This window comes from Salinisphaera sp. (genome assembly GCF_002729955.1).
Lineage (GTDB): Bacteria > Pseudomonadota > Gammaproteobacteria > Nevskiales > Salinisphaeraceae > Salinisphaera.
Genome location: NZ_PBYA01000032.1, coordinates 146,043 through 168,686, shown reverse-complemented (window position 1 = coordinate 168,686; position 22,644 = coordinate 146,043). Strand labels below are relative to the sequence as shown.

At 63.4% G+C, this 22,644-nt stretch carries 19 protein-coding genes; 10 read left to right on the top strand and 9 right to left on the bottom strand.

Annotated elements, in window-relative coordinates:
* Nucleotides 1-10 precede the first annotated feature (10 nt).
* Both CMN27_RS09845 and CMN27_RS09840 read right to left on the bottom strand, forming a co-directional pair.
* Nucleotides 11-937, bottom strand: coding sequence for an alpha-E domain-containing protein (locus tag CMN27_RS09845; protein ID WP_293626005.1), 927 nt, complete (start codon nt 935-937; stop codon nt 11-13).
* Between the two features lie 2 nt (nt 938-939).
* Nucleotides 940-2,397, bottom strand: a complete 1,458-nt coding sequence (locus CMN27_RS09840; RefSeq protein WP_293626004.1) for a circularly permuted type 2 ATP-grasp protein — start codon at nt 2,395-2,397, stop codon at nt 940-942.
* Nucleotides 2,398-2,560: 163 nt separating this feature from the next.
* On the opposite strand from CMN27_RS09840, the gene minC reads away from it, so the two are divergent.
* From minC to CMN27_RS09820, 4 genes are read left to right on the top strand one after another with little or no spacing between them, the layout of a single operon-like run.
* Nucleotides 2,561-3,322, top strand: coding sequence for a septum site-determining protein MinC (gene minC, locus CMN27_RS09835; protein WP_293626002.1), 762 nt, complete (start codon nt 2,561-2,563; stop codon nt 3,320-3,322).
* Between the two features lie 3 nt (nt 3,323-3,325).
* The gene (gene minD, locus CMN27_RS09830) at nt 3,326-4,132 is read left to right on the top strand and encodes a septum site-determining protein MinD (RefSeq protein WP_293626001.1); all 807 of its coding nucleotides are present in this window, start codon (nt 3,326-3,328) and stop codon (nt 4,130-4,132) included.
* Between the two features lie 6 nt (nt 4,133-4,138).
* Nucleotides 4,139-4,405: a cell division topological specificity factor MinE gene (gene minE / locus CMN27_RS09825; RefSeq protein ID WP_293626000.1), complete on the top strand. Its 267-nt coding sequence runs from the start codon at nt 4,139-4,141 to the stop codon at nt 4,403-4,405.
* 39 nt (nt 4,406-4,444) lie between these two features.
* On the top strand, nt 4,445-6,076 hold the full coding sequence (locus CMN27_RS09820) for a choline dehydrogenase (RefSeq protein WP_293625998.1): 1,632 nt from the start codon (nt 4,445-4,447) through the stop codon (nt 6,074-6,076).
* A 265-nt stretch (nt 6,077-6,341) separates the two neighbouring features.
* Here CMN27_RS09820 and CMN27_RS09815 read toward each other — a convergent pair whose 3' ends face one another.
* From CMN27_RS09815 to CMN27_RS09805, 3 genes are all read right to left on the bottom strand, one after another.
* Nucleotides 6,342-8,000 (bottom strand): AMP-binding protein, encoded by a 1,659-nt coding sequence (locus CMN27_RS09815; protein WP_293625997.1) that lies wholly within the window; start codon nt 7,998-8,000, stop codon nt 6,342-6,344.
* A 358-nt stretch (nt 8,001-8,358) separates the two neighbouring features.
* Complete coding sequence (locus CMN27_RS09810; RefSeq protein WP_293625995.1) at nt 8,359-10,014, bottom strand: AMP-binding protein; 1,656 nt, start codon at nt 10,012-10,014, stop codon at nt 8,359-8,361.
* Between the two features lie 42 nt (nt 10,015-10,056).
* Entirely contained in the window at nt 10,057-11,430 is a 1,374-nt protein-coding gene (locus CMN27_RS09805) for a YihY/virulence factor BrkB family protein (protein ID WP_293625994.1), read from the bottom strand.
* Between the two features lie 145 nt (nt 11,431-11,575).
* On the opposite strand from CMN27_RS09805, the gene CMN27_RS09800 reads away from it, so the two are divergent.
* From CMN27_RS09800 to phaZ, 3 genes are all read left to right on the top strand, one after another.
* Nucleotides 11,576-13,282, top strand: a complete 1,707-nt coding sequence (locus CMN27_RS09800; RefSeq protein WP_293625993.1) for an alpha/beta fold hydrolase — start codon at nt 11,576-11,578, stop codon at nt 13,280-13,282.
* A complete protein-coding gene (locus CMN27_RS09795) occupies nt 13,266-14,114 on the top strand; it encodes an alpha/beta fold hydrolase (RefSeq protein WP_293625991.1) in 849 nt (282 codons plus the stop codon). Before CMN27_RS09800 ends, CMN27_RS09795 begins: the two co-directional genes overlap by 17 nt.
* 182 nt (nt 14,115-14,296) lie before the next feature.
* On the top strand, nt 14,297-15,199 hold the full coding sequence (phaZ, locus tag CMN27_RS09790; protein ID WP_366515442.1) for a poly(3-hydroxyalkanoate) depolymerase: 903 nt from the start codon (nt 14,297-14,299) through the stop codon (nt 15,197-15,199).
* Here phaZ and CMN27_RS09785 read toward each other — a convergent pair.
* Together CMN27_RS09785 and rnt are read right to left on the bottom strand one after the other, a co-directional pair.
* Nucleotides 15,153-15,920, bottom strand: a complete 768-nt coding sequence (locus CMN27_RS09785; protein ID WP_293625988.1) for a lysophospholipid acyltransferase family protein — start codon at nt 15,918-15,920, stop codon at nt 15,153-15,155. The two genes, phaZ and CMN27_RS09785, sit on opposite strands and share 47 nt — an antisense overlap.
* Before the next feature lie 233 nt (nt 15,921-16,153).
* Complete coding sequence (rnt, locus tag CMN27_RS09780) at nt 16,154-16,810, bottom strand: ribonuclease T (RefSeq protein WP_293625987.1); 657 nt, start codon at nt 16,808-16,810, stop codon at nt 16,154-16,156.
* A gap of 169 nt (nt 16,811-16,979) precedes the next feature.
* On the opposite strand from rnt, the gene CMN27_RS09775 reads away from it, so the two are divergent.
* The 3 genes from CMN27_RS09775 to CMN27_RS09765 all read left to right on the top strand — a co-directional run bounded on the left by CMN27_RS09775 (nt 16,980) and on the right by CMN27_RS09765 (nt 20,789).
* Complete coding sequence (locus CMN27_RS09775) at nt 16,980-18,188, top strand: argininosuccinate synthase (RefSeq protein ID WP_293625985.1); 1,209 nt, start codon at nt 16,980-16,982, stop codon at nt 18,186-18,188.
* Nucleotides 18,189-18,500: 312 nt separating this feature from the next.
* Nucleotides 18,501-19,847, top strand: coding sequence for an MFS transporter (locus CMN27_RS09770; protein ID WP_293625984.1), 1,347 nt, complete (start codon nt 18,501-18,503; stop codon nt 19,845-19,847).
* 78 nt (nt 19,848-19,925) lie between these two features.
* A complete protein-coding gene (locus CMN27_RS09765) occupies nt 19,926-20,789 on the top strand; it encodes an FKBP-type peptidyl-prolyl cis-trans isomerase (RefSeq protein ID WP_293625982.1) in 864 nt (287 codons plus the stop codon).
* Nucleotides 20,790-20,895: 106 nt separating this feature from the next.
* Here the strand turns inward: CMN27_RS09765 and CMN27_RS09760 are convergent, their stop codons facing one another.
* Nucleotides 20,896-21,492 (bottom strand): helix-turn-helix transcriptional regulator, encoded by a 597-nt coding sequence (locus CMN27_RS09760; protein WP_293625981.1) that lies wholly within the window; start codon nt 21,490-21,492, stop codon nt 20,896-20,898.
* A 14-nt stretch (nt 21,493-21,506) separates the two neighbouring features.
* Entirely contained in the window at nt 21,507-22,535 is a 1,029-nt protein-coding gene (locus CMN27_RS09755; RefSeq protein ID WP_293625979.1) for a putative solute-binding protein, read from the bottom strand.
* Between the last annotated feature and the right edge of the window lie 109 nt (nt 22,536-22,644).

Below are 22,644 nucleotides of genomic sequence, written 5' to 3'. Positions count from 1 at the left end.
CGGATCGGGGTCATTGTTGAAAGTAACGGGTCTGTATCGTCTCGCCGATCGTATTGAGTTCGATCTGCATGCGATCGAGAAATTCGCTGAGCCGGTAACCGGTCAGATTGCCGGGGTCGGTCTCCTCGAGGCGTTGCACGGCGTCGTCGATCGCCGCAATACACTGCGAGGCGCTGGGCAGCCGCGCCAGATGTCCGGCCGCGGCCTCGATACAAAAGCGTACCGAACGTGGAAACGCGCGATCGGCGAGCAGAAAACGGACCACGCCGGCGCCGTTTACCCGAACACGCACGTGGCGGCGATACATCTGGAAAGCGCTCAGCGATTTGAGCACGCTGATCCACAATACGCTCTGGTAGGGGCGCAGCTCGCTGATCTGCTCATCGAGAAGGTCGGCGCTGCGTACATCGATGATACGCGTGGTCATGTCCGCCCGCTCGATCTGCACGCCGAGCATGAACATGTCATAGGCCGCATCGCGGCTCATGCCTGACTCGATCAGCCCGGCCATATGACGGGCATTGCGCACCACGTGATCCATCACGCGGGAGCGGGCGAGCCGGCTGTCGATGTGCTGGCCTTCGTCGGCGATGAACAGATGCAGGCCGTTGATATCTTCCCAGACTTCGCGCGGCACGAGATCGCGGGCGCTGCGCAGGTTCTCCCGGGCGTTGGCCAGGCAGCTGGCAATCGAGCTCGGATGCAGGCGATCAGCGACCAGAAAACGCATCACGCTGGCTTCGCTGTCGTCGGGGTAGCGCTGGGCGAACAGATCCTCCGCGCCGACGATTTCGATGAGCGCACGCCAATCGAACGCGGTCGCCCGCGGCATATCCAGCAACAGCAGGCTGGTGGCGTTGATCAGGCGCGAGGTGGATTCCGCGCGCTCGATATAGCGCCCGGCCCAGAACAGATTCTGTGCGAGTCTTGACAGCATGCTTAGAGCCCTTCGTCCGCGACAATCCAGGTGTCCTTACTACCGCCGCCCTGCGAGCTGTTGACCACCAGCGAGCCTTCGCGCAGCGCAACCCGGGTAAGCCCGCCCATGGTCACGAAGGCGTCGTCGTTCGGCCGCGAGACGATGAACGGTCGCAGGTCGACGTGACGCGGCCGGGCGCTGCCCTCGATGAGGGTGGGCACGGTCGACAGGGCCAGGGTGGGCTGGGCGATATAGTTGCGCGGGTTGCGCTGGATCAGATCGGCGAACTGCTTGCGTTCGGTCGCGCTCGAGCGCGGGCCGATGAGCATGCCGTAACCGCCGGATTCGTTGGCCGGCTTGACCACCAGTGAGTCCAGGTTGTCGAGCACGTGGGCACGGTGGTCGTCCTTCATGCAAAGCCAGGACGGCACGTTCGCCAGCTTCGCGTCCTGGTCCAGGTAATACCGGATGATCTCGGGCACGAAGGCATAAACGACCTTGTCGTCGGCCACGCCCGCGCCGGGCGCGTTGGCGATGGCGACGTTGCCGGCACGCCAGGCCCGCATCAGCCCCGGGGTGCCGAGCATGGAGTCGGCCCGGAATACCTCGGGGTCGATGAAGGCGTCGTCGACGCGGCGATAGATTACGTCCACGCGCTGCGGGCCATCGATCTTGCGTGCATACACGCAGTCGTCGCTGTCCACGAACAGATCGCTGCCCTGGACCAGTTCGGCGCCCATTTGTCCGGCCAGCCAGACATGCTCGAAAAAGGCGGAATTGAACACGCCGGGGGTGAGTACCACGACATTCGGGGTTACGTCCTGGCGCGGCGACAGGGCGTTGAGCGAATCCAGCAGCTCGCTGGCGTAGTCGTCGACGGGCAGGATGTGGTGCTGGGCAAACAGTTCCGGGAAGACGCGCTTGGAAACGAGGCGGTTCTCGACCATGTAGGACACGCCCGAGGGGACCCGCAGGTTGTCCTCGAGCACATAGATATCGCCCGCGCCGTCGCGTACGAGGTCCGAGCCGCAGATATGCGCCCAGATATCGCCGGGCGGGCGCATGCCCACACATTCGGGACGAAAATTGACCGACTGTGCGAGCACTTCGCGAGGAAACACGCCGTCGGCGACGATACGCTGGTCGGCATAGAGATCGGCCACGAACATGTTCAGGGCGGTCACGCGCTGCTGCAGGCCTTCACGCACGCGATCCCATTCATGCTTGGGGATCGTGCGCGGCAGAATATCGAACGGCCAGGCGCGGTCGATCATTCCGGCATCGGAGTACACCGTGAACGTGATGCCCATCGACTTGATCGCCAGATCGGCGGCCGCGCGCCGGGTTTCGAGCTCGTCACGGCCGAATTCGCCGAGATAGCGCACCAGCGCCTCGGCCGCGCGCCGTGGTTGGCCGCTGTCGTCGAAGGCTTCGTCGAAAAAGCCCGGACTTCGATAATCACGCCACAAGTCATTCATGAGTAGATGCTTCCCAACAGCCAAACAAGGCACGGCGTATTTCCATGCAAGACACAGACCGAAATTCCCCGGAATCTCTGCATAATCTGTCGCGAGAGGATATGCAGTGATTCCTTAAACAGCGTGCTAGACTCCCCGGCTTGTTTTCGGGAGTTATTCGGGCATGGCGGATACAACAACCGCAGCCGGTGCCGGCGTCGTGTTCAAGGGTCGCATGATGACCCTCACGGTTCTCGAGGTCCGCGAGACCGACAGTACACGTATTGCCGAACAGATTGACGCACAAATGGCGCGGGCGCCCGGTTTTTTCGAGCGCATGCCGGTTTTGCTGTCGCTGCCTGAAAGCGTGCCCGACCTGGCCGCACTGAGCGCCATCATTCGCGATTCCGGCATGATTCCGGTCGGCGTGCTCGACCCAGGCCCGGCCGCGCGCGCGGCCGCCGAAGCCGCGGGCGTGGCGATCATGGACTCGCCCGCGCGCGGTGCGGCCAAGGCCGCGACCGAAGCCGAGCCAGGCGGCGATGACGCGGCCGAGGCGCCGGCGGCCGACACGCAGAGCGCGGCGGAACCGGTGCGCCGCGAACAGCCGCCGCGCACGCCGACACGGCTGGTGACCAAGCCGGTACGCTCGGGCCAGCAGATTTATGCACGTGGCGGCGATCTGGTGATCGCGACATCGGTATCCGAAGGGGCCGAAGTCCTCGCCGACGGACATATCCATATTTACGGAGCGCTACGCGGGCGTGCATTGGCCGGCGCGACCGGCGACACGCAGGCGCGAATCTATTGCCGGCGCTTCGAACCGGATCTGATCGCCATCGCCGGCTGCTATAAAGTCGCCGATGCGATTGAAGAGGGGGTACGTTCCAGGGCCGTTGCGGTTCGCCTGGACAACGATAACTTGAGCATCGAATTGCAGGAGTAAAGAGTGGCAAAGATCATCGTCGTCACGTCCGGCAAGGGCGGGGTCGGCAAGACCACCACCGCCGCCTCTTTTGCGGCCGGCCTAGCCATGCGGGGAAACAAGACCGTGGTCATCGACTTCGATGTCGGTCTGCGCAACCTCGATCTGATCATGGGCTGCGAACGCCGGGTGGTGTTCGACTTCATCAACGTCATCAGCGGTGAAGCCAACCTCAAGCAGGCGCTCATCCGCGACAAGCGGCACGAGAATCTCTACATCCTCGCCGCGTCGCAGACGCGCGACAAGGATGCGCTGAACCAGGAAGGCGTCGAGCGCACGCTCAACAAGCTCGCCGAAGACTTCGACTACATCATCTGCGATTCGCCGGCCGGTATCGAAACCGGCGCGATCATGGCGATGTATTTCGCCGACGAGGCACTGGTGGTCACCAACCCGGAAGTATCGTCGGTACGCGACTCGGACCGCGTGCTGGGCATGCTCTCGTCCAAGACCAAGCGGGCCAAGGAAGGCGGCGAGCCGGTCAAGGAGCATCTGGTGGTCACCCGCTATGCGGCCAACCGCGTAGGCAAGGGCGAAATGCTCTCGCTGGACGATATCAACGATATTCTGGGGATTCCGCTACTGGGCGTGATTCCGGAATCCGAGAAGGTGCTCAATGCCTCGAACTCGGGTACCCCGGTGGCGATGGAAGACAACGCCGATGCCGGCCAGGCCTATCTGGATCTGGTCGCACGATTCCTGGGTGAAAATCGGCCCATGCGTTTCACCGAGGCCAAGAAGAAGTTTCTCGACCGGCTGATGGGGAGGTAACGGACCATGGGTTGGCTCGACGTATTCCGTAGCAACGACAAGAAGACCTCGGCACAGACCGCCAAGGAACGCTTGCAGGTGGTGGTGGCACACCGACGGGGCGGTGGCGGTGATCACCCGGCGTATTTCCCGCAGCTGCAGCAGGATCTGCTGGCGGTATTGCGCAAGTATGTCCAGGTGGGCGACGACGCGGTTCAGATGGAAATCGAGCGCGAGGGCGACCTCGAGGTGCTCGAGCTCAATATCACCTTGCCCGAAGACTCGCGGCACTAGTCCATACGCCAGAACAACAATACAGCCGGGGGAGCCGACATGCCCACCACAGAGCGGACGTTTGATTACATCATCGTGGGCGGCGGCTCTGCCGGCTGTGTTCTTGCCAACCGGCTGAGCGCCGACCCGGATGTTTCGGTCTGCATGCTCGAAGCCGGACCCGCCGACTGGAACCCGCTGATTCATATCCCGATCGGCATCATCGGCCTGATGTGGTCGAAGATGTTCAACTGGGCCTACTACACCGCGCCCCAGAAGCATATGAATTCGCGGGAGATGTTCTGGCCGCGCGGTAAGACGCTGGGCGGCTCCAGTTCGATCAACGCGCAGTGCTACACCCGCGGCAATGCCTGGGATTACGACCACTGGGCGGAGCTGGGCAACCGTGGCTGGGGCTTTGAAGAAATGCTCGGCTATTTCCGCCGATCGGAGAAGTTCGAGGCCGGCGCAAGCGAGTACCACGGCAGCGAAGGCACTTACTGCGTGAGCGCGCCGCGCCACGTCAACCCGCTCAATCATGCCTTCATCGAAGCTGCCCAGGCCTGTGGCCTGCCGCGCAACGACGATTTCGGCGGCGCCACCGAAGAGGGCGTGGGTCTTTACAGCGTGGCCCAGAACAACGGCCGTCGCTGCAGCAACGCCGACGCGTTTCTGCATCCGGTGGCCGATCGCAAGAACCTCACCGTCATCACGCGTGCCCGGGCGAAGAAAATCCTGCTCGAAGGCAAGCGTGCGGTCGGCGTGACCTACAACAAAGGCTGGTTCGGCGGCGATCACTCCCTGCGCGCGAAGCGCGAAGTCCTGCTTTGCGGCGGCGCGATCAACTCGCCGCAGCTGTTGCTGCTTTCGGGGATCGGGCCGAAGTCCGAGATCGAGCCGCACGGTATTCCCGTGGTTCACGAGCTCAAGGGGGTGGGTCGCAATCTGCAGGATCACCTCGACGTCAGCGTTATCGATATCGAGAAAACCAAGCTCAGCCTGCGGCTGGGCCCGAAGTTTCTGTTGATCGACGCGCCGATCGCGGTTTATCAGTACTTCGTGCATGGCCGTGGCCAGCTGGCGAGCAATGTGGCCGAATCCGGCGGCTTTGCACGCAGTGACGAAAGCCAGGCACGCGCGGACCTGCAGCTGCACTTCATCGCCACTATCGAGCAGGACCACGGGCACAACCTGTGGAATACGATCAAGCACTACGGCTATACGCTGCGGGTCTGTGACCTGCGGCCGAAGTCGCGCGGCCATATCGGGCTGAAAAGCGCCGATCCCATGGACGATGCCTTGATCGATCCCAACTATCTCGATCATCCGGACGATCTCGCCCAGCTGGTCAAGGCCGTCAAGATCGGCCGCCAGATCCTGCGTGCCGAACCGCTCGCCAGCCATCGCGACCGCGAGCTCGAACCCGGCGAAACGGTGGAGGACGATGCCGCCATCGAGGCGTTCGTTCGTGATCGTGCAGAAACGATCTATCACCCCGTGGGGACCTGCAAGATGGGTCACGACGACGAATCGGTGGTGGATGATCGTCTACGCGTACACGGCATGCAGGGGCTGCGCGTGGTGGATGCCTCGATCATGCCCACCCTGGTCGGCGGCAACACGAATGCACCCACCACCGCGATTGCCGAAAAAGCCGCCGACATGATCCGCGAGGATTGGCTTACGGCCTGAGTGCTGCGTCCGGCGCGATTCGTCGCTCGCAGCGCGATGCCCGTTGGCCTGGCGCCAGGACAGGGCGTGACCCGGCCGGCGTGCAGCCGGCAGGAACGCAGCCGACTTCACCCCCGCCGCATCGTTATACCCGACTGACCTGCTCTCGCTCGCAGCCTTGCGGCTTGTACGTGCTCGACGGGCTTGCCACGAAAAAGGCCGCCAGCGCGAAGCGCCGGCGGCCTGACAGGCATCACGGCGGTCGCCAAGCGACCGCGTGCTGGTTTTAACGGTCGCGCAGATCCTTGCGCAGGATCTTGCCGACGTTCGACTTCGGCAGCTCGTCGATGAAGGCAACCTGCTTGGGCACCTTGTAGCCGGTCAGCTCCTTGCGACAGAACTCGATGAGTTCGTTCTCGGTGAGGCTGTCGTCTTTCTTGACCACGAACACCTTCACGGCCTCGCCGGTCTTTTCGTTTTCGACGCCGATACAGGCCGCTTCGAGCACCTTGGGGTGCTGGGCGACAACGTCTTCGATTTCGTTCGGGTAGACGTTGAAGCCGGACACCAGAATCATGTCCTTCTTGCGGTCGACGATATAGAAAAAGCCCTGCTCGTCGTAATTCGCCACGTCGCCGGTACGCAGGTGCTCGCCGAAGAAGGTCTTTTCGTTCTCCTCGGGCTTGTTCCAGTAGCCGGCCATGACCTGCGGGCCCTTCACGCACAGCTCGCCCGGTTCGCCGGCGCCGACTTCGTTGCCGTCGTCGTCACGAATCGAGACTTCCGTGGACGGTACGGGCAGGCCGATGGAGCCGTTGTAGTCGTCCAGATCCAGCGGGTTGATACAAACCGCCGGCGAGGCTTCGGTCAGCCCGTAGGCTTCGATCAGCGGGATGCCGGTGATCTTCTTCCACTTCTCGGCCACCGCCCGTTGTACCGCGGCACCGCCGCCCAGGGTGATCTTGAGCTTCGAGAAGTCGAGCTTGGCAAAACCGTCGTCGTTGACCAGGGCGTTAAACAGCGTGTTCACGCCGGTGAAGGCGGTCGGGCTGTGCTTTTCGAATTCCTTGACCAGCGCCGGGATATCGCGCGGGTTGGTAATCAGCACGTTCTTGCCGCCCTGCTGGAAGAACACCAGGCAGTTCGCCATCAGCGCGAACACGTGGTAGAGCGGCAACGGCGTGATGATCACTTCATCGCCCTTGTCCGTCCACGGGGCGAGCCAGGTCTGGGCCTGAGCGATATTGGCGACCATGTTCCGGTGCAGCAGTACCGCGCCCTTGGCCAGGCCGGTGGTGCCGCCCGTGTACTGCAGGAACGCGATATCGTCGGGTTTGACGCCCGCCGGCTTGAACGTCTGCTTGGCGCCTTTGCTGAGCGTATCGTTGAACTTGATGGCGCCGGGCAGCTTGAAGCTGGGCACCATTTTTTTAACGCGTTTGACCACGAAATTGACGATCGTGCCCTTGATCGTGGGCAGGCAGTCGCCGATCTGCGTGGTGATGATGGCCTCAAGCGGCACCTTGTCGACCACTTCCTCGAGCGTGGCGGCGAAGTTCTCGACGATCACGATCGCACGGGCGCCGGAATCCGACAGCTGGTGTTCGAGTTCACGGGCGGTGTAGAGCGGATTGACGTTCACTGCCACCATGCCGGCGCGCAGGATGCCGAACAAAGCGATCGGGTACTGCAGCAGGTTGGGCATCATGATCGCGACGCGATCGCCCTTGGAAAAGCCCAGTTCGTTCTGCAGGTAGGCGGCGAAATCACGGCTGCGCGCCTCGATGTCCGCATAGGTGAGCTCGCAGTCCATGTTGCTGAAGGCAACGCCAGAGTTGAACTCGCGACAACCGTCTTCGATCAGATCAACCAGCGTTTGGCTCGATTCGGCGTCGATCTCCGCGGCGACGCCTTCCGGGTAACGGTCCAGCCAGATTTTATTCACGAATTCTCCTCATGGATCGGCAGTATTCATCGGCGCGCGCTAGCGCGCGGGTGCAAACTAAGGTATCGCAGTCGCGCCGTGAATGCATTGGCATATACATTATCGCGGCGCGATCGCGCCCGTTTTGTCTCTTTTAGAACCCGTTGACGCGAACGCCAGACAGCACAGCGCGTAGCGCGCGGTTTCTCGCGGGGCATCCAACACGCGCGCAAAGCCCGCAGGGGGTTCGGCCCCACAGACGCTGCGATTGCGTTGTCGAGCTTGGCCTGTCAATGAAGCAGGCGCTGCGCTCGAAACGCCTTGTCGCACCGTCTGTGAGGACTCGAACGCGATCCGCGAGAGGTTATACAGAGCTTCCCTAGCGCAATTCCTTGCGCAGGATCTTGCCCACGTTGGATTTGGGCACTTCGTCGATGAACTCGTAGTGCTTGGGTACCTTGTAGGCGGTGAGGTTCTCGCGGCAGTACTCGCGCACCGATTCGAGGCTCAGGTCGGCGCGCTTTTTCACCACGAACAGTTTGACCGCCTCGCCGGATTTCTCGTCGGGTACGCCGATTGCGGCTGCTTCCAGAATATCCGGATGACCGGCGACAACGTCCTCGATCTCGTTCGGGTAGACGTTGAAACCGGACACCAGAATCATGTCCTTCTTGCGATCGACGATATAGAACAGCCCGTTCTTGTCCTGCCGTGCGATATCGCCGGTGCGAAAGAAGCCGTCATCGGTGAATGCTTCGGCGTTGACGTCGTCCTTGCGCCAGTAGCCGCCCATGACCTGCGGGCCGCGCACGCACAGTTCGCCGGGCTCGCCTACGTCCAGCGCACGACCGTCGTCGTCGCGGATATCGACCTCGGTGGAGGGCAGGGGCAGCCCGATCGAGTGGTTGAACTGGTTGATATTCAGCGGGTTGCAGGTTACGACCGGCGAGGTTTCCGACAAGCCGTAGCCCTCGATGATGGGCTTGCCGGTTACCTGTGCCCAGCGCTGAGCGACCGGTTCCTGGGTGGCCATTCCGCCGGACATGGAGAACTTCAGGGTCGAAAAATCGAGATCCGCGAAGCCCTCGGTATTGAGCAGGCCGTTATAGAGCGTGTTCACGCCGGTGATCGCCGTGAACGGGTACTGCTTCAGCGTCTTCACGAAACCGGGCATATCGCGCGGATTGGTGATGAGCACGTTGTGCCCGCCCACTGAAAAATACACCAGTGTGTTCACCGTCAGCGCGAAGATGTGATACATCGGCAGGGCGGTGATGATGAGCTCGCCATCGTCGCTCATCTCCGGCTTGAACCATTCCTGGCACTGCAACACGTTGGCCACGACGTTGGCATGGCTGAGCATTGCGCCCTTGGCCGGGCCGGTGGTGCCGCCGGTGTACTGCAGGAAAGCCAGGTCCTCCGGACTGATTTCCACCGGTTCGAACTGCTGCGACTCGCCGGTGCTGAGTACGGTGTTGAAATCGATCGCGCCGGGCAGGTTCCAGTCCGGCACCATTTTTTTCACGCGTTTGACCACGAAGTTGGTCAGGGCGCGTTTGATCGGCGAGAGCATGTCGCCGAGCTGGGTGGTGATCACGGTTTCGACCGGCACGTCGTCGTAGATCTTTTCCAGCGTCGCGGCGAAATTCTCCATGACCACCAGCGTGCGTACCTCGGCGTCCTTGAGCTGGTGCTCGAGCTCGCGCGCGGTGTACAGCGGGTTGATGTTGACCACCACCAGGCCGGCGCGCAGTGCGCCGAACAGGGCGGTGGCATACTGCAGGCAGTTCGGCATCATGATGGCGATACGTTCGCCACGCCGCATGCCCAGCGTTTGCTGCAGATAGGCGGCAAACGCCCGGGACTTGGCCTCTATCTCCTTGTAGGTCAGCGTTTGACCCATGTTAGAAAACGCGGCCCTGTCGCCGTACTGCCGGCTGCTATGCTCGATGATATGGGCCAGCGAATCGAACGCGCTGGCGTCAATATCCTGCTTGACCCCGATCGGATAGTTTTCGAACCAGTTCTTGTCCATATGCCCTCCCTCTGGCGTCTGGTATGGCCGGCGGCGTTCTGATCAGGCCACCGGCTGCCTCCCCCTGTGCTCTGCCGCCTCGGCGCTGGGTGTGCGCATGCTGGCACGCACCAGATCCCGCAGCGACAGTTGCTCGAACACCTGTGTTCTAGCCTCAAGACTACGCGAAATCCAGCCCTCCACCTCACGATGTAGACGATCGTCGCGTGGGGTGGGGGCTGCATTGGCATCGCCACTGCGTGCCGCGGCCAGAATATCGTCGACCTTGAGCGACTCGATATCCTGGCGCGGCAACAGCGTGATGGTGGTATCGCCGCTTTCGATAAGCATGTTGGCGGCCACCAGCTGGTCGACGATGGAATAGATATGATCGGGGGCGACGCGCAGATACCGCGCGAGTCGGGCGATCTGCCAGGGCGGGTTGGCGTGCATGAAGTTGTAGCCGATCAGCCCCATCAATAACAGCGCGATCCGCTCGCGGTCCGCGCCGCCCAGGCGCGGCGGATAGGGCTCGCGGGTGAGCTGCTCGGGGTGCTGCAGCAGGAAAGCCACGCGACAGCCCAGCAGCATGATCAGCCAGGATACGTACAGCCAGACCAGCAACAGGATCAGGATCGCGAAGCTGGAGTAGATGGCGTTGTAGTTGCTGGAATTGGAAGCGAACACCGCAAAGCCGAGGCTGGCGGTCTGCCAGAGTACGCCGGCGAATACGCCGCCGCCTATCGCCGGCAGCCAGTGCACCTTCGTATTGGGCATGAAGGCGTAAAGCAGGGTGAAGCCGATGCTGTAGAGCACGTAGGGCACCATTCGACCGGCGACGTAGAGCGACGTGCCGAACGGTTCGATCGTGCTGAGGTACTCGACCACCGTATTGCTGGTCAGCGACGCGGTCATGCTGCTGGCGGCCAGTACCACGATGGGGCCGACGATGAGCATGCTCAGGTACTCGGTGAAACGACGACCGAGCGAACGCATCTTTCGTACCTGCCAGATGTAGTTGCAGCCCGATTCGACTTTCTGGATGAGCGAAACCACCGAATACATCAGCAGCACCACGCCGATGGCCCCGAGCACGCCTACCTGCACGTTCTCGACGAAGCCAACGACCTTGTCGATGATCTCGTCGGCCTGGCTGCCCAGCGGCGCCAGGAAACGGTGCAACACCGGGCGCAGGGCGTTGTCCACGCCAAACGCCTTGAGCATCGAAAACGCCAGCGCGAGCAGCGGCACCAGCGACAGCAGGGTGGTATAGACCAGGCCCATCGCGCGCAGCGTGATTTCGCCATTCTGGAAATCGCGCACGAGTATCTGGCCGATGCGTACGCCGGTCACGCCCCAGCGTCTCGGGGCCGGCAGCGCATCGAGCTCGGGCTGCCATATGGCCTCGTTGAAGCGGTTGCGAATCCGGGTCAGCATAGAGCGAGTTGCCTTGGGTGGCGATCCATAGGCATTGTAACCATCTCCAGCGCTCGCGCTCGCATCGGCCTGTGAGACAGCGCCGGCCCGGCGGCCTGCAGCAGCCCCGTGGCATACCGCGAGCATGGTTTGGAGCCGTTTTCCTATGAACGCAACCGCTTTGGATACCGACATCACCCGTGCCAGCGATAGTTCGCCGCGGGCCCTGCGCGATCTCAACGGCGCACAGGCCTTTGTCGGCTCGCGCTGGGGCGAGGCGTTGTCCTCGGGCGGCGAACTGCTGCGGGTGCTGGCACTGCATCCCGTCGCGCTGGGGCGTGCCCAGGCCTCGCTGTCGTTGGAGATGACGCGGATCGCGCTGGGGCGTTCCAAGTTGCGCCCCGCGCCCGATGATCGGCGCTTCACCCATGCCGCCTGGCAGGACAACCCCGCGTTCCGGCGCCTGCTCCAGGGCTATCTGGCCTGGTCGAGCGCGCTACTCGAACTCGTTCACGGCCTGCGCATCAGCCCCGACCAGCGTCGTCGTCTGTTGTTCGTGGCCGAGCATCTGGTGGCCGCCGGCGCGCCCACCAATCTGTTCGCGACCCACCCGGGGTTCTACGATGCGGCCGCGCATACGCGGGGACTGTCTATCCTGCGCGGCATTCGACACCTGCTCGAAGATATTCGCACCAACCGCGGCTTGCCGCGCCAGGTCGATACCACCGCATTTCGGGTCGGGCGCAACATCGCTGCCACCGAAGGCGCCGTCGTATTTCGCAACGAGATCTTCGAGCTGATCCAGTACAGCCCGCGCACCGCCCGGGTCGATGCCCAGCCGGTATTGTTCTGCCCGCCGCAGATCAACAAGTATTACGTGATCGACCTGTCGCCCGAGAAGAGCTTCGTGCGCCATGCGCTCGACTGCGGTCAGCAGATGTTCGCCATCTCCTGGCGCAATCCGACCGCCACCCAGAGCGACTGGGATCTGGCCGCCTACGTGCGCGCCACGGCCGAGGCGATCGATATCGTGCGTGCTATCTGCGGCGAACAGCCGGTCAAGCTCATGGGCGCCTGTGCCGGCGGTCTGACCGCAGCCGTGACGCTGGCCTGGCTGGCCGGGCGCGGCGAGCAGAACAAGGTGTCCTGTCTGTCGTTGTTCGTGACCATGCTCGATTCGCCGCGCAGCCGGCGCCTGGCACGGGTGGCCGACGACGCGGCCGTAACCGCCGCGCTGGCGCGTTCACGGTTTACCGGGGTGCTCGACGGCGCCGACATGGCGCGTACCTTCGCCTGGCTGCGCCCGAACGACCTGATCTGGCATTTCGTGGTCAACAACTACGTGCTCGGCAACGAGCCGCCGGCGTTCGACGTGCTCTACTGGAACAGCGATACCACCCGTCTGCCCGCGGCCCTGCATGCCGATCTGCTCATGATCTATCGGCGCAACCTGCTACGCCGCGGCAGTGATTTCGCCATCGATGGCGTCAGCGTCGACATGGCCGCGATCGACCGCGACGTGTTCGTGGTCGCCGGCGCCCGCGATCACATCACGCCCTGGCAGGCCTGCTACCGTTCGATGCAGATGTTTCGTACCAACATGCGCTTCGTGCTGGGCTCGGCCGGGCATGTACAGTCGATACTGTGTCCGCCGGGCGACGACAGCCTGCGGTTCTACGTCAACGACGATTACAGCCTCGATCCCGCGGCCTGGCGCCGCGGTGCGCGCGAGCAGACAGGCTCCTGGTGGCCGGCCTGGCTACGCTGGGCCGAGTGCCACGGCGGCGAGCGCATCGATGCCCCCACCGCCTACGGCGACGAGACCCACGAGCCGATCGAGCCGGCGCCGGGGCGTTATGTCCGTCAAGTCTGAGGCGGCGTATATCGATCATGTGGCGCTCGACGGCGAGCGCCTGCATACCGCGTTCATCTCGGGGCAGGGCGTACCCTTGTTGCTGTGCAACGACTTCGTCGCCAATCTCGATATTCTCAACGAATTCGCGGCCGCGCTGGGCCGACCGGTGTTGTGTTTCGACCTGCCCGGCGTGGGTACGTCCGCCGAGGTCGTGCGCATGCGCCGTATGCCCGCGCTGGCGGCGCTGCTCGCGAAACTGCTCGACCATTACGGCCTGCGCGAACCCGTGGACGTCATGGGCATCGGCTGGGGCGGGCTGCTGGCGCAGCAGTTCGCGCACTCGCAGGGCGACCGGGTACGCCGACTGGTGCTCGCGGCGACAGCGAGCGGACAGCTGATGTTTCCCGGCCGGCTGGCCAGTCTGGTGCGGCTTGCGCGCCCGGGCGCGCTGAGTCGTGTGGCACCCGATGGCGAACAGGCGAGAACGGTCTTCGGCGGGCGTCGCAACGACGAGTGCCGCCAGATCGCGACCGCCATGAATCGGGCGACGGCCCCGACGCGCCGTGGTTATGCCGCGCAAATCTATGCGCTGACCGGTTTCAGCAGCCTGCGCTGGCTGCATCGGCTGAACGTGCCGACCCTGGTACTCGCCGGCGACGACGACACGATCGTACCCACGGTGAACTCGCGGGTGCTGGCGTTGCTGTTGCCGCAGGCACGCCTGGAGATCATACGCGGCGGGGGCCACTGGTTCGTGCTCGAACGCACCGACGAGGTGGTTCGCATGCTCGACGAGTTCCTCGAGTCTAAGGTTGCGATCAGTGCCGCCGATCAAAATAGTACGTTCTAGGACGTGATGCCGGCTGCGTATTTTTGTTGCGCTGCGGCAAACGTCGTAGAATCAGGCATGCCGCATCGCGGCATTGTCGTTCGCGCTTTCGAGGGGGCACCATGAGCGCAGTGGTCGCTGATAAAGACACGCCCCGCCGCAGTCTGCCGCCCAATTTGAGCGTACTGCGCCGGCGCACGAGGATGCAGGTCGAGTCCGTCGACGTCGACGGCGTAGAGCTGCGCGTGGGCGTGCGCCGCGGACGCGGCCGGCCGATGCTCGTATTCAACGGTATCGGCGCGAATCTCGATATGACGCTGCCACTGGTCAACGCCCTCGACGACGTCGAAGTGATCGTGTTCGACGTCCCGGGCTCGGGCGATTCGCCGGCGTTGAACGTGCCCCACCGTTTTCGCTGGCTGGCGCGCCTGTCGGCCCGGCTGCTCGACCGGCTCGGCTACGACATGCCGATCAATATCGCCGGGGTGTCCTGGGGCGGGGCGCTGGCGCAGCAGTTCGCGCTCGACTTTCCGGAACGTACCAACCGGCTGATTCTGGCGGCCACCTCACCCGGCATGCTGGCGCTGCCGGCCCGCTCGAACGTGCTCAAGCGCCTGACCAACGCCCGTCGTTTCCAGAAGAATGAAAACCTCGCCCAGCTTGCGCCGGCGCTGTATGGCGGGCTGATGCGTCGCCGACCCGAATTGCTGGGCCGCGATGGACACTTCTCGCCCGATCCCTCGACGCGCGGCTATTTCAACCAGCTGATCGCGGGGCTGGGCTGGACCAGCGTGCATCGTCTGCACCGGCTGCGCTGCCCGACATTGATCATGGGCGGCGACGACGACCCGGTCATGCCGCTGGTCAATATTCGCCTGCTTTACTGGCTGATTCCGAAGTCCTATCTGCACATCGTGCGCGGCGGCGGGCATCTGTTTCTGCTGGTGCGTGCCAACGAAAGCGCTGCCGTGATCAAGCGCTTCATCAACGAGCGTCGCTACGACGGCACCGACGGTCAGGACTACTTCGCGGCCCTGAACCTGCCGCCCGACGGTACGCTCAAGCCGCTGAGCGCGACTGGGACATTGCCCGACGCTGAGCCCTGATCGCGGCCATCGACTGGCGATGGCTGATCGCCAGATAACTGGCCTCGGCCAGACTGCGGCGGTCATAGCCGCGCGGGTCGATGGGGGCACACAGGCGCACCTGGGCACGCATGTCGTGAACCCGGAACAGATCCTTGAAGTGGGGCCCGAGCGCGGCTTCGTCGACCCACGGCGCGAGTGCGTGGTGCATATCCGCCGGCGTGGTGTCGTCGCAGTAGCGCAGAGCCACTGGCAGCACCGGATATTCGCCCTCGATGGCGGCCGCGAACAGGCGCGCATGAAAACGTCGGGGCATGGGGTCGGCCGTGGTGGTGCCTTCGGGAAAGAACAGAACCGAGCGGCCGGCGTCGAGTACGGCGCGGATTTTCTCCGAGGTTTCCGAGGTCTTGCCCGCGCCGCGGGTCAGAAACAGCGTGCCGGCCGCGCGCGCGAACGCGCCCACAAGGGGCCAGCCGCCGATCTCGGCCTTGGATACGAACGAGGCATTGAATGCGTGGCCGAGCACGATGATATCCAGCCACGAACAGTGATTGGCCACGATCAGCACGGGCCCGGCGGGCAGTTCCCCATCGATCTCGAGGGCCACATTCAACACGCGCAGCATGCGGCCATGCCACCAGCGCACCAGTTTCCAGGAGCGCTGGCCAATCAGCGGCACGCAGGGCAGCAACACGATGCCCAGCAGCAGCAAACCCACCAGGCGTGCGGCTTTCAGACACATCCCGAAGCGTCCCATCAGCGGGCGAGGGGCAGCAGAAAATGAAGAGTCGGCCATATCGCGGGCACAAGTTAGCCGCTCGACGGGGCGTCGGCAAGGGCGCGGTTGGGAAAGCGATTTTTTAACAATGCCCAGGGGTGGTGCCGGCCCGCGGCCAGGCCGGCGGCGAGGCCGGCGACCGAGCCACGCGATGACGGCGCCCGGCTAGGGCAACAGCTTTTGCCGCGGGGTTGCGACTAGTCCTGTGGCAGGGGCGGAATATTTTCGTAAATCGGGCGGAAGCGATTGACGATGGTGCAGAAAAGCCGGGCCGTCTGCTCGGTGTCGTAGCGCGCCGAATGGGCCGCGTCGTTATCCCAGCTCATGCCGGCTGCGGTGGCCGCGCGCCGCAATACCGTCTGGCCAAAGGCAACGCCGGCGAGCGTAGCCGTGTCGAAACAGGAAAACGGATGGAACGGGCTGCGCTTGATACCGGTACGGGCGATGGCCGCATTCAGAAAGCCCAGATCGAAATGCGCGTTGTGGCCAACCAGTACCGCGCGCTTGCAGCCGGCTTCCTTGACCATGCCTCGCACCACCCTAAACACGCGCGCCAGCGCTTCGCGCTCGGGTAGCGCGGGGCGCAAGGGATGATGCGGATCGATACCGTTGACCTCGAGCGATGCTGGCTCGATGTTGGCGCCTTCGAAGGGCTCGACGTGATACGACACCGATTCGCGCAGTTCGAGTTCGCCGTCGGCATTGAAGTCGACGGTGACCGCGGCGATTTCCAGCAGGGCATCGGTGGCGTTGTTGAAGCCGCCGGTTTCCACGTCGACGACGACCGGCAGAAAGCCGCGAAAGCGCTGCGCCATGATCGGCGGCGCGGATTCGGAAGGTTGGATATCTGTCATGCCGCGATACTAGCAGCCTGCGCGTGCAACCGGGCGATATCGGCAGCGATCCGTGGGATATTTGCCGGCGGGCGCGTACCGCTGCCGGCGGCGGCGATGGCTGCAGTGCCCGGCGTGCGTATAATGCGCGGTCTGCTACGCCATTCACTGCGAACAGCCAAACAACGATATGAGCGACGTCAATAAAGTAGTGCTGGCCTATTCGGGCGGCCTGGATACCTCGGTCATCCTGAAATGGCTTCAGGACGAGTACGACTGCGAAGTCGTGACCTTCACCGCCGATATCGGCCAGGGCGAGGAGCTCGATGAAGTCCGGCCCAAGGCCGAGAAGCTCGGCGTGCGGGAAGTCTATATCGACGATCTGCGCGAAGAGTTCGTGCGCGATTTCGTTTATCCCATGTTTCGCGCCAACGCCATCTACGAAGGCGAATATCTGCTCGGCACTTCGATCGCGCGGCCGCTGATTTCCAAGCGCCTGGTCGAGATTGCGGCCGAGACCGGCGCCGACGCCATCGCCCACGGGGCGACCGGCAAGGGCAACGACCAGGTACGCTTCGAGCTGTCGGCCTATGCCCTCATGCCGGGCATCAAGGTGATTGCGCCCTGGCGCGAGTGGGATCTGAATTCGCGCGAGAAGCTGTTGGCCTATGCCGAGGAGAACGGCATCGATATCCGCAAGAAGGTGGACGGCGGCTCGCCTTATTCCACCGACGCGAACGCACTGCATATCTCCTACGAAGGCGGCGTGCTCGAAGACCCGTGGACCCCGGCCGAGGATTCCATGTGGGAATGGAGCGTAGCGCCCGAAGACGCGCCGGACGCGCCGCAGGAAATCGATCTGAGCTTCGAGAAAGGCGATATCGTGGCCATCGACGGCGAACGGATGACGCCTTATCAGGTGCTCGCGAAGCTTAACGAGCTCGCCGGCGCGCATGGCATCGGCCGGATCGATATCGTGGAAAACCGCTATGTCGGCATGAAGTCGCGGGGCTGCTATGAAACGCCCGGCGGCACCGTGATGCTGCGCGCGCATCGCGCGATCGAGTCGATTACCCTGGATCGCGAGGCGGCCCATCTCAAGGACGAGCTGATGCCGCGTTATGCCAAGCTCATCTACAACGGTTACTGGTTCTCGCCGGAGCGCGAGATGCTGCAGGCGGCGATCGACAAATCGCAGGCGCACGTCAACGGAACCGTACGGGTGAAGCTCTACAAGGGCAGCGTATCCATCGTCGGACGTGCTTCGGAAAGCGACAGCCTGTTCGACGAGGCGATCGCGACCTTCGAGGACGATCGCGGCGCCTATGACCAGAAGGATGCGGCCGGCTTCATTCGCCTGAACGCGCTGCGGCTGCGTTTGGGGCATCGCCAGCGATAAGAGCTGCAAACGCCGGCAACAAGAAACGCGTCGTTTTCAACGGCGCGTTTTTTTTGCCCGATGGGCGCAAGCCGTATCACGTTCGGCCGTTATTTGTAGCTCGACAGGCCAGTGCCGATGTCGGCTCGAGAGCGCAAGCCTGTAAGCCCGGCTTGAAGCACATCGAGGTGCGCGGGTAATGGTGCGCCCGGCCGGCAAAGTCATGTATCGCGCCAAGCGCTATCGAAGGAACGCAGCCGCCATTAAAATGGCGCTCGCCAAACGGATCGATGCGCCTATCGCATCGATTTTTTACTGCAAGAGCGCACCCGCATGGGCCAGGTGATCATCTCGCTGGCGGCAATGTTCGCGAGCCTTACGCTGTTTATTGCCGGCACGTCGCTGCTGACCACGGTCGTCGCGGTGGAGCTGGGTTCCGACCAGCTGTCCACGCTTCAGATCGGCCTTATTCTGGGCTGTCACAGCGTCGGCTTCGTTATCGGTTCGCTGTTTGCGACCCGGGTGGTCAGGCGTGTGGGGCAGGTCCGCTCGTTTGCGGCGTTTGCAGCCGTGGCCTGTTCGGCCTCGCTGATCCACCCCCTGTTCTTCGACGGTGCGCTGTGGGCCGTGCTGCGCGTGCTGGTAGGCTTTTGTGCCGCCGGGCTGATCATGGTGCTGGAGAGCTGGATTTCCGGGCGGGCCACCCATGCGATCCGCGGCGCGCTGCTGGGCATCTACCAGGTGGTGTTCTTCTTTGCGGCCGCGCTCGGACAGTATCTGGTGTCGCTGGGCGAAACCGACGACTACCCGATCTATACGATCGTGGCCATTCTCATCGTGATGTCGCTGGTACCGCTGGCGCTGACCCGCTCCGAAGCGCCGGCGCCGGATGCCGCCACCCGGCTTCGTTTTAGCCAGCTTTATGCGCTGTCGCCCAGTGGCCTGCTGGGCGGCATCGCCGGCGGGGCGCTGGTGGCCGGCTTCAGTACGCTCGCGCCGGTCTATGCCAGCGATATCGGCATGAGCCTGGCCGAGGTGTCGCGCTATATGGCGTTCGCGGTGGTCGCCACCATGGTCGTGCAATGGCCCGTGGGCCGTCTGTCCGACCATTTCGATCGGCGTCTGACCATTGCCGTGGTCAGCTGTATTGCTACGGCGGCCGGTATCGTGGCCGCGGTGGCGGGTGCAACCGATATGCGCCTGCTCTATATCGCCACCGCGCCGTTGTTCGGCCTCGCGGCCTGTCTTTATCCGATCAGCCTGTCGATGATCAACGACTATATGGACAGCGGCGACCCGATCGCGGCCAGTGCGGGGCTGCTGCTGGCCTATGGTGTGGGCACCTGTATCGGCCCGGTGGCCGGTGCCCTGGCCATGCAGGCCTTGGGGCCGCCCGGGTTGTTCGTATTCCTCGCGGGTGTTTTCGCGCTGTTTTCCCTGTTCGTATTCTGGCGCGGTTTCACCACGCCTTCGGTGGCGGTGGCCGAACAGAGCCGCTTTGTCACCATCGTGGCCGCCAATACCAGCCCGGCGATTCTGGAACTCGATCCGCGTCACGACCTCTATATGGAAACCCCGCATGTGTTCGACGAGCTGCATGCGGTTCATGGCTCGACCGATACGCCTGCCGACCCGGGCAACGGCGAGTCGTCTTCAAATGAAGGCCGACCGGGCGTTTGAGCCGGTTAAAAGCGGCTTTTTCTCATGGGGCCTTTAGCGTAGGCTTGCGGTTTCCAGAATTGGACATGGATGATTTCAATGAAACGATATATGGCTTTGTTGGCGTGCCTGTTCGCGCTCACGGCATGTGGTAACCAGTCGGACGCCGATAACGCATCTGCCGATGCAGAGGCTTCCAACGGCAACGATAGTGCTGCGAGCGCCGAGAGCGGCGACCAGACCAATGGCCAGGCCAGTGACCAGGCCGGCGATTTCGATAGCGACAAGGCCCGCCGCAGCTATGCGCTGGGCATGGATATCGGCAATTCGCTCAAGGAGCTGCCGGTCGATATCCAGGTCGACGAGCTCTCCCAGGGTGTAAGTGACGTCGTCAGCGGCAAGGAAACCCGTCTGAGCCAGGACGAGCTCGACAGCGTAATGCAGAGCTTCGTCAAGGAGATGGAAGCCGCGCAGCAGCAGAAGGCGAGCCAGCAGGCGCAGAACAACCTTGAAAAGGGTGAGAAGTTCCTGGCCGAAAACAAGGACAAGGAAGGCGTCAAGACCACCGACAGCGGCCTGCAGTACAAGGTGCTCGAAGAAGGCGACGGCCCGAGCCCGAGCGCGGATGACAGCGTGACCGTGCACTACACCGGCAAGCTCATCGACGGCACGGTGTTCGACAGCTCCCGCGAACGCGGCGAGCCGGTCACCTTCCCGGTCGATGCGGTCATCCCCGGCTGGACCGAAGCGCTGCAGCTGATGAAGCAGGGCGCCAAGTACGAGCTCTACATCCCGGCGAAACTTGCCTACGGCGAGCGCGGCGCGGGTGCGCAGATCGGCCCGAACGAGACGCTGATCTTCGACGTCGAGCTGCTCAAGGTCGGCTCGGGTGACAGCGACGAGAGCGCGGCCGGCGGGCAGGGCAACAGCCAGCCCGACGCGGATGCCGACACGAACTCGTAGCACATGAACCAGCGGCGTTCGCGCCGCGGGTCGCACAGCCGCCGGCAAGCGATGCCGGCGGCTTTTTTATGTGTACGAGCGAGGCGTTTGCGACCCGGCTGGGATCTCAGCCGCCGCTGTCGCGTGCCTCGGCCCGAGGTCGGCGCTGGATGTCTTGATCGAAAAGCCGCTGCAGGCTATCGCGTTCGAGGTGCGTAGGCCGGCGCCACAACAGGCCATGTCGCGTATGCCATCGAACGGCGCGAAGGAACATCGGCGTCGGCGCGGTGGCACGGCTCGCCGCGGACGCGGTCAGTTCGATACGAAACGACGTGCCCGAGGGCAACAGGGCCACCTGCAGCCGTTCATCGTGAACACGCCTGCGTTCGATACGCACCTGGATATCGTCGATGGCACGGTGCAGGCTGGATTGCAGCACGGCCGAGGCCGGGGGCAGGTCGTGTTCGCACCAGCATAGCCAGAGGCCCGCAATATCGGCATTCGATGCCTCGAGGTCGTGGAGTTCGACATCGAGGGCCTGTGTCAGTGCGTCGACCAGGCGATCCCAGACACGGCCGTTGCGTTCCCAGGCCTGGATACGCCGCAGGCGCGATGCCGGCTTGGCCGATACGAGAACGGCATCGCCGAGCGCCTGCTGAGTCAAGCCGCGCTGTTCGCGCCAGTGGCGAATGCGCCCCGGGTCGAGGGAGATACTCTTCTTCATCGCGACAATCGCGGTTAGTAGACGGGCCCGCCTTCCGAATCGAGGCTGCATTCCGCCAGTTCGTGGTGTTCGTTACAGCGAAGCTTCTTGAGCAGCCGCTGCATGCGGTGGCTGTACCAGTTCTCTTGCCAGAGCTGTTCGCGTACGTCCCGGAACATCTGTCGATAGCGCTCGGCACGTTCCGGTTCGATCACCACCCAGCGGTCGTAGGGCAGCCGTGATTCGGCCTTTTCCAGGCGTTCGATCATCTGCACAGACAGGGTGTCGGCGACCCAGCGACGTGAACGCGCGCCGAATTCGGAGTCGAAGCGATCCTGATGCACCACGATCTGGCCGGACAGCATGCCGAGCACGAAATTGGCAATGCCGCCATCGGGTGTGATGCCGTGCTCGAGTTCGAGCGGCTCGTAGGCGATGGCCGGCGCATAGGTCATATCGGCGCTGCCGTTGTTGAACAGCGGGCCGAGCGAGGCGATATCCGCGGGCACGGGCGAAGCACCCACCGCTTCCACCACGCGGCGTGAGGCCCGGTCGTAGGAAAGAATGGCGATCCGCTTGCCGGCCAACCGGTCGAGGCTTTCCAGATTGCTGCGATCGCGGGCAAACAGAAATACCTTGCCCAAGGGAACGACGCCGACCACTTCGTTGCCGTCGGCCTGCATCAGCGGTGCCGCTTTCGGGGCCGCCATGGCCTTGATCGCACGTTGCAGGGCGTCGTAGCTCTGCAGGCCGCCGGCCATGTCCAGGCTGCCGGCAAACGGAACCAGGCCACGGGTGCGCACGCCGGAAATCACGACCATGTCGCACTTGCCGGCCTTGAAATCGTTGGCGGCGACGGTTTCATCGGTATAGGCACGGGCCTTGAGGGCATAGCCCCAGTCCCGGGCGGCGAGGGCATAGTCGGTAAACAGCTCGTAAACGAAGCCGTCGGCGCCGACCGGGTCGAACACACAGGCCACGCGGCTCGGCTGCGCCTGCGCAAATGCCTGGGTGCCTGCAAGAGCACAGATGGCGAAAAGGCCAAGGACAACGAATCGTTTCATCGGCTACGTTCAATTCCTATGTGAACAGTTGTACACATTAGAATTGAAATTGGCCGAAGTCAACAGTTGTTCACATCGTACACTGACGAAGTCGAATTCGTATTCGTCG